Source organism: Rhizobacter sp. P3_C12 (assembly GCF_056402735.1).
Genome location: NZ_JBFUGW010000346.1, coordinates 1 through 5,610, shown reverse-complemented (window position 1 = coordinate 5,610; position 5,610 = coordinate 1). Strand labels below are relative to the sequence as shown.

Sequence of the window (5,610 nt, the reverse complement as noted above, 5' to 3'; positions counted from 1 at the left end):
GCGGTGGCCTGCGCGCGGGCCGCGGTGCGCCACCTGGAGACGCTGCCGAACGAGCCGCGGCTGGTGGCGGCGCGGCTGCTGCTGGCCGACCTGCTGGAAGACCAGGGCGACTACCCCGGCGCCTACGAGGCCTACGCCGAAGGCTCGCGCGTGGCCGCCGAGCAGCAGCGCGAGGCGATCGCGCTGCGCGCCGAGATGCTGGCGCTCGACCGCGATGCCGAGCAGGTGCTGCGCAGCACCGAGCAGACGCTGGCCTATGCGCAGCGGCTGTCCAACGTCGGCCACCTGGTCGCGAGCATCAACCACGAGCTGAACCAGCCGATGGCGTCGATCCGGCTGGTCGCCGAGACGGCGCTGGAGCTGATCGACAGCGGCGAGACGGCCGAGGTGATGGCGAACATGCGCACGATGCTGAAGCTGTCGACCCGGCTGACCGACCTGACCGCGCAGCTCGCCGCCTTTCCGGCGCGCTCGACCGCGCAGGTGCAGCAGCTGAGCCTGCGCCAGGCGGTGCTCGAGGCGCTGGGCATGCTGCGCTCGCGGCTGGTGCAGACGCCGTGCGAGATCGAGATCGGCTTCGACGATGCGCTGGCGCATGGCTTCGAGGGCCAGCTGGTGCGGGTGATCGCGAACCTCGTCAACAACGCGCTCGACGTGCTGGAGCCGGTGCAGGCGCGCCGCATCGAGTTCGCTTGCGCGATCGACGGCGAGTTCGTCGTGCTCAGCGTCACCGACAACGGCCCGGGACTCGCGCCGCCGGTGCTGGAGCGGCTGTTCCAGCCGTTCTTCTCGACCAAGGCGGCGGGGCGCGGGCTGGGCCTGGGCCTCGCGCTGTCGCGCGACGTGATGCGCGAGATGGGCGGCGACCTGCGCGCGCGCAACGGCAGCGCCGGCGGCGCGGTGTTCGACGTGCGGCTGCCGCTGGAGGATCCGACGACGGTGCCGGGGAGTTTGTAGTTCCGTCCCCGTGATGGAACGATTTGCCGTGCGGCCCCACTCAAGCGGCGTGGAAGGAGCACGACATGAAACGAACAGCGTCTGACTTGTCACCCAGGAGGGCCTCGCCGCTGACGCAATCGCCTGCGCGATCGCCCCCCCAATCTCCGCCGAGATCGCCGCCGGCGAGTTCGTCGGACACCGAAGCGTTCGAGGACTCGAGCGAAGACTCGTCGGTCCACCCGATCGAGCAACTCTGGTCGGTCATGAATGACGCGTCGAAGTCCACTGCGGAGCGCGAGGCCGCTGTCCGCACCTGCATCGGCAGCCTGCCGATCGGCCAGCGCAGAGGAATATTCTCCTTCGAGACCGAGCATTGGCAGGTTCTGGAGGCGATCACCCTGCTGGAGATGCCGCAGGAGTGCGCAGAGCTGTTTGTCGCGAGCTACCTGAAGGCGGACTTCCCCTTGCAGCCGGCGGGAATCCTGCACGGCCTGACCGTGGTCAAGGCGGCGCGGAGCGCCCTCGGCGGCTTGGCGATGTGCCCGACTCGCGACGGCCGCTCATTGGTCGTGAAGCACGTGATGGAGATGGCGACCTTGTGCGCGGTCTGCCCCATCACCTGCCGGAGTCTGCTGGCGATGGCCTTTCGAGGCCACGAGTCGCTGCTTGCCGATGTCCACGCCGTCTTTTGCGAGGAGATCGAGAGGCGCCCGCGGCCATCCGTGCAGATATGCATCGTGGCGCTGGCCTCGTTGCACAGCCTGTCCGGTGCGAACCCGTTGGATGTGACGAAGGGCCCGCAGTCACTGTGCGCGGAAAGCCTGATCCTGCATGAACTGGTCCGGATCAGCGTGCAGCAGTGCTGCGCGATCATTCATGTCGCGCAGACCCTTCAACTTGGACAGGCGCTGGAGAGGGGCGACTTCGAGAGGGTGAAGACGAACGCCGGAGAGGTGCGCGCGCTGATGGGCTCGAACGCGAACGAGGAGGGTATCGGGGAGTTTCTGCAGGCGGCCGGGCTGGTGCAGGCGTGGTCGGTATCGCTCATGTATCAGTTGACGAACTGACCTCATGACGCGGGCGGTCCGGCCAGCACCTGCGCGACGAGAGAATCCGCCCCGAACGCGGAGCGGTTGGCCTCGGCCAGCAGCGCGATCGCAGCCAGCCGGCAGGCCTCGCGGTCATGCGCCGGGCTGTTGTCGAGCGGGTCGCTCATCAGCCCGTCCGTCACGCGGTCGACCAGCGCCTCGAAGCGGCGCACGGCTTCGTCGCGCAGTTCGCCGAACGCGGTGTCGTCGAAGGCGAGGTCATTCCTGGCGGGGGTGGCGTGCAGGGTCATGTCGTGGGTCCGGTGGTCGAGGCGGTCGGCGCGCTCGGCAGGGTCGATTGCGCGGAGAAGAAGTCGGAAGACGTGGCGGATGACGAGGCCGAGGCCGGCAGGGTGGCGCTCGGCTTCGGGGTGGTCGGCCTCGGGGGCAGCGGCGGCGGCTTCGCGCCGGACGGCGCCGGCTGCAGCGCGGTGTCCAGCTGGCCGAGGCCGGACTGGAAGCGCTGGATCATGTCGTGGATCGCCTGCAGGCCCGTCCTGGCCTCGCCGAGCATCTGGTTCACCAGGGGCGGCGCGAAGTTCTGGTACAGCGCGCTGCCCTCGATGTCGTGCAGCGCCTGCAGGAATTCGCCGGCCACGCGCGAGGCGCGGTCCGAGCCGCGCACTGCGACGGCCATCGGGCCTTTCAGCGCGGAGTGCGCCGCATCGCGGATCGCGCCGAACGGGCCCGGCGGGATGTGTCCGGGGTTCGCGGTCGGTGTCGTGGGCTTCGTGGGTTTCGCGGGTTCCGTGGGTTCCGTGGGCCGGGTCGGTGCCGCCGGTCCCGTCGAGCCTGTCGGCAGCATCTGCGCCAGTTGCGACAGCTGCGCCACCCCCTCTCCGAGCCGGCCCATCTGCCCGAGCAGCGATGCGTTCTGCAGGCGCGGGCGCAGGCCGGAGAGGCCCTGTTGCAGCGTCGCGGCGCTCGGCAGCTTCGAGGGCAGGCGTTCGCTCAGCCCGCTCAATCCGCTCATCGTCTTCGAGGCGAGGCGCGACGCGCCCGTCGCCTTTTCGGCCAGGCCGGGCGCTGCCTTGACGACCTGCTGGGCCACGCGACCGAGCGCCTGGGCGCTGCTCTTCAGCAACAGCGGATTGATCGGAGGCATGCGGGTTCCTTGCAGCAGTGGCGTCGTTGGCCGCAACGGTAGGGCCGCCGGGCCGGGCCGGCRGTGGCCCGGTGCGAAGCCGCGCATGACGGCGCGAAGTTGCCCGCGGCCGCCCGTGCAAGGGTCCGGCAGGGCGCTACGATCGCCGCATTGCCTGCATCGACCGAACGACACGTGAAGCCCTCGATCCCCGACAAGACCATGCAAGACCCCGCCAAAGCCGCCGGCCCCGCCTCCACGCCGGTGACGCGCGTGCTGGTGATCGAGGACGACGAGGCCTTTCGCGTCAGCGTGAAGCGTGCGCTGGAGCTGGCCGGCTACGAGGTCAGCCTGTTCGAGGACGCCGAATCGGCGATGGAGCAGATGGCCGCGGTGGCGCCGGCTGCCGTGCTGACCGACCTGCGGCTGCCGAAGGCCGACGGCCTGTTCGTGCTGCAGCGCGCACGCGAGAAGGATGCCGACCTGCCGGTCGTGCTGATGACCGGCCATGGCGACATCCCGACCGCGATCCAGGCGATCCGCTCGGGCGCCTACGATTTCCTCGAGAAGCCGTTCAGCCGCGAGCGCCTGCTGGCGGTGATGCAGCGCGCGGCCGACCAGTACCGGCTGGTGCAGGAGAACCGGCAGCTGAAGACGCGGCTGGCCGAGTCGTCCGGCATCGACCAGATCGTGCGCGGCGACGCGGCGCCGGTGCGCGAGCTGCGCGACCTGATCCTGCGCCTGGCGCCGACCCCGGTCGACGTGCTGATCCACGGCGAGACCGGCACGGGCAAGGAGCTGGTCGCGCGCTGCCTGCACGATTTCGGCCGGCGCAGCGGCAACTTCGTCGCGCTGAACTGCGCGGCCATCCCCGAGAGCCTGTTCGAGAGCGAGCTGTTCGGCCACGAGGCCGGCGCCTTCACCGGCGCGGGCAAGCAGCGCATCGGCAAGATCGAGCACGCGAAGGACGGCACGCTGTTCCTCGACGAGATCGAGGCGATGCCGCTCGCGCTGCAGGCCAAGGTGCTGCGCGTGATCCAGGAGCGCGAGATCGAGCGCCTGGGCAACAACAAGCCGATCCCGGTGAACTTCCGCGTGGTCGCGGCGACCAAGGTGAGCCTGGAAGACCTGGCGAAGAAGGGCGAGTTCCGGCCCGACCTGTTCTACCGGCTCAACGTGGCCTCGCTGAAGATCCCGGCGCTGCGCGACCGGCTGGGCGACATCCTCGGGCTGTTCCAGATCTTCGTGCAGCAGGCGAGCCTGCGCTTCCAGATGCCGGTGCCGTCGTTGACGCCGGACCAGCACCAGGCGCTGCTCGCGTCGCGCTGGCCGGGCAACGTGCGCGAGCTGAAGGCCTGCGCCGAGCGCCTGATCCTCGGCCTGCCGATCTTCGTCGACGGCGAGCCGACGGCGTCGGCGCCGCGCTCGTTCGACGAATCGGTCGCGATGATCGAGCGCAGCCTGCTCGAAGAAGCGCTGCGCCGCCACGGCGGTTCGGTGAAGGCGGCTTGCGCCGAGCTCTCGCTGACGCCGGCGACGATGTACCGCAAGCTGAAGGCGCTGGCGGTGGACCCGTCGGCGTACAAGGATCCGAGCACGGATCCGGCAGGCTGAGGCGATTCCCGATACTCCCTTGCGCGTGCGCTTCGCCGACATCGACCGCCGTGCTCATGAAGGATGAGCCCCTCGTGTCCGAAGGCGCGACCTTCGGCGCACGAATTGCGGGTGGCATCCGAAGCCCTGCCCGCGGGCATCGTTAGTCCACGCGAAACGGTCGCGCAGCGCGACGTTCGACGACTGTCGCAGTCGTGAGAGAGCCCCCCTCGCGTTCTTCTCAAACTTGATTCGCCCGCCCACGCGTCCACTGTCGGATGCGCATCGGGCGAGCCTTGGCACGCCCGTTCATTTCCAGGGCGCGCCACGACGAATCAAGCACTTGCAGGTCAATTTGAAACCGCTTGCAAGCGGCGGGGCCGTCGCACAGCCATACATCGCTTCGTGGCACATGGCTTGCGGAACGAGACCGTCAGACATCATTGAACACATAGGGGAGTCTCGTGAACAAAGCAGCCTTGTTGATCGAAGACAAAGACACGCAACTGGTCGTGCGGACCGCATTGGAGTGCGCCGGTTTCCAGTGCGAGGTCTACGCGTCCACCGGTACGCTCTTGCGCGGCATCAAGCGCGACGACCATGGACTGATCGTCGTCGACGTCGACGACCCGGCCACCGATTGCAGCGCGCTCGTCGACTGGCGCCGCAACTGGCTGAATCCCGAAGTGACTTTGGTCGCCCTCGGCCGCACCGACCCGCTGACTGCCGCCCGCGTGCTGAACGCCGGTGTCGACGATTTCGTCGCGAAGCCGGTGCGCGGTGCCGAGCTGCTGGCGCGCATCGGCGCCGCGGCGCGCCGGCGCGTGCCGGCCCCGGCCGAGACCGGCCCGAGCGTGGCCGGCTGCAGCATCGACCGCGGCGCCAGTGCCGTCGTCTCGCGCTCGC

6 protein-coding genes are annotated in these 5,610 nt (G+C 69.5%); 4 read left to right on the top strand and 2 right to left on the bottom strand.

Annotation, left to right across the window (positions count from 1 at the left end):
• Together AC1DXV_RS30565 and AC1DXV_RS30560 are read left to right on the top strand one after the other, a co-directional pair.
• A partial coding sequence (locus AC1DXV_RS30565; RefSeq protein ID WP_477937210.1) for a sensor histidine kinase occupies nucleotides 1–957 on the top strand: 957 nt, incomplete at its 5' end.
• A gap of 65 nt (nucleotides 958–1,022) precedes the next feature.
• The gene (locus tag AC1DXV_RS30560) at nucleotides 1,023–2,006 is read left to right on the top strand and encodes a hypothetical protein (protein WP_477869086.1); all 984 of its coding nucleotides are present in this window, start codon (nucleotides 1,023–1,025) and stop codon (nucleotides 2,004–2,006) included.
• A 2-nt stretch (nucleotides 2,007–2,008) separates the two neighbouring features.
• On the opposite strand, the gene AC1DXV_RS30555 is transcribed toward AC1DXV_RS30560, so the two are convergent.
• Nucleotides 2,009–2,278 carry a hypothetical protein gene (locus AC1DXV_RS30555; RefSeq protein WP_477869084.1) on the bottom strand — a complete coding sequence of 90 codons (270 nt, stop codon included), beginning with the start codon at nucleotides 2,276–2,278 and terminating at the stop codon, nucleotides 2,009–2,011.
• Nucleotides 2,275–3,132: a hypothetical protein gene (locus AC1DXV_RS30550; protein WP_477869082.1), complete on the bottom strand. Its 858-nt coding sequence runs from the start codon at nucleotides 3,130–3,132 to the stop codon at nucleotides 2,275–2,277. Before AC1DXV_RS30550 ends, AC1DXV_RS30555 begins: the two co-directional genes overlap by 4 nt.
• Nucleotides 3,133–3,333: 201 nt before the next feature.
• On the opposite strand from AC1DXV_RS30550, the gene AC1DXV_RS30545 reads away from it, so the two are divergent.
• Nucleotides 3,334–4,725, top strand: a complete 1,392-nt coding sequence (locus AC1DXV_RS30545) for a sigma-54-dependent transcriptional regulator (protein ID WP_477937208.1) — start codon at nucleotides 3,334–3,336, stop codon at nucleotides 4,723–4,725.
• Between the two features lie 461 nt (nucleotides 4,726–5,186).
• On the top strand, nucleotides 5,187–5,610 hold a 424-nt coding region (locus tag AC1DXV_RS30540), incomplete at its 3' end, for a response regulator (RefSeq protein ID WP_477937206.1).